At 65.9% G+C, this 1084-nt stretch carries 1 protein-coding gene; it reads left to right on the forward strand.

Annotation, left to right across the window (positions count from 1 at the left end; genetic code table 11):
- Positions 1-30 precede the first annotated feature (30 nt).
- A partial coding sequence (locus ACFVW8_RS39175; RefSeq protein ID WP_389698838.1) for an acyltransferase domain-containing protein occupies positions 31-1084 on the forward strand: 1054 nt, incomplete at its 3' end.

Raw genomic sequence — 1084 nt, forward strand, 5'->3', positions numbered from 1 at the left:
ATCGACTGGACAGCCGGACAGGTACGACTGCTGACCGAAGAACAACAGTGGCCACACACCCCACACCCCCGCCGGGCCGCAGTCTCCTCCTTCGGTGTGAGCGGCACCAACTCCCACGTGATCCTCGAAGCCGCCCCCGACCCTGTCGGTGCGCCCGAGGCTTCCGACGACATCCCGGGCAGCGTGTCCGGGGCCGTACCGTGGGTGCTTTCCGCCGCGTCCGCCGACGCCCTGCGCGCGCAGGCCGAACGACTGAGCGGGCACATGGCCGCGCAGCCCGGTCTCGCCCCCGGCGACGTGGCATCCTCCCTCGCGACCAGGCGTACGGCGCTGGAGCACCGGGCCGTCGTCGTGGGTGGTGACCTCGGCGAACTCCTCCCCGCTCTGGACGCGTTGAGCGCAGGCCGTCCCGCTCCCCGGGTCGTGGTGGGTGACACGGCCGCCCATTCCCGCCGTCCCGTGTTCGTGTTCCCGGGGCAGGGATCGCAATGGGTCGGCATGGCAGTGGACCTGCTGAACTCCTCACCGGTCTTCCTCGAATCAATACAGGCCTGCGCCGAAGCACTGAGCGAATTCGTGGAATGGGACCTCATCGAAGTCCTTCGAAGCGAAAACGAAGAACACTCCAACCACGTCGACGTAATCCAACCCGCACTCTGGGCAGTCATGGTGTCACTCGCCGCTGTATGGCGCGCATCCGGAGTAACACCAGCCGCAGTCACAGGCCACTCCCAAGGCGAAATCGCAGCAGCCGTCGTAGCCGGCGCCCTCACCCTCCGCGACGGCGCCCGCATCGTCGCACTCCGCAGCGCAATCATCAGCACACACCTCGCCGGAAAAGGCGGCATGGCATCAGTCGCACTCACCCCCGACGCCACCCGCCAACAACTCACACCCTGGCAAGGACGCCTCTCCCTCGCCGCCGCGAACGGCCCCACATCAACCGTCGTCTGCGGACACACCGACGCCCTCGACGAATTCATCAACATACTCAAGAACAACGGAACAAGAGTCCGCCGCATCCCCGTCGACTACGCCTCCCACTCCATATTCGTAGAAGACATCGAAAAAGAACTCCTCGACA

It is taken from the genome of Streptomyces sp. NPDC058221, from assembly GCF_042882365.1.
Taxonomy (GTDB): Bacteria; Actinomycetota; Actinomycetes; order Streptomycetales; family Streptomycetaceae; genus Streptomyces.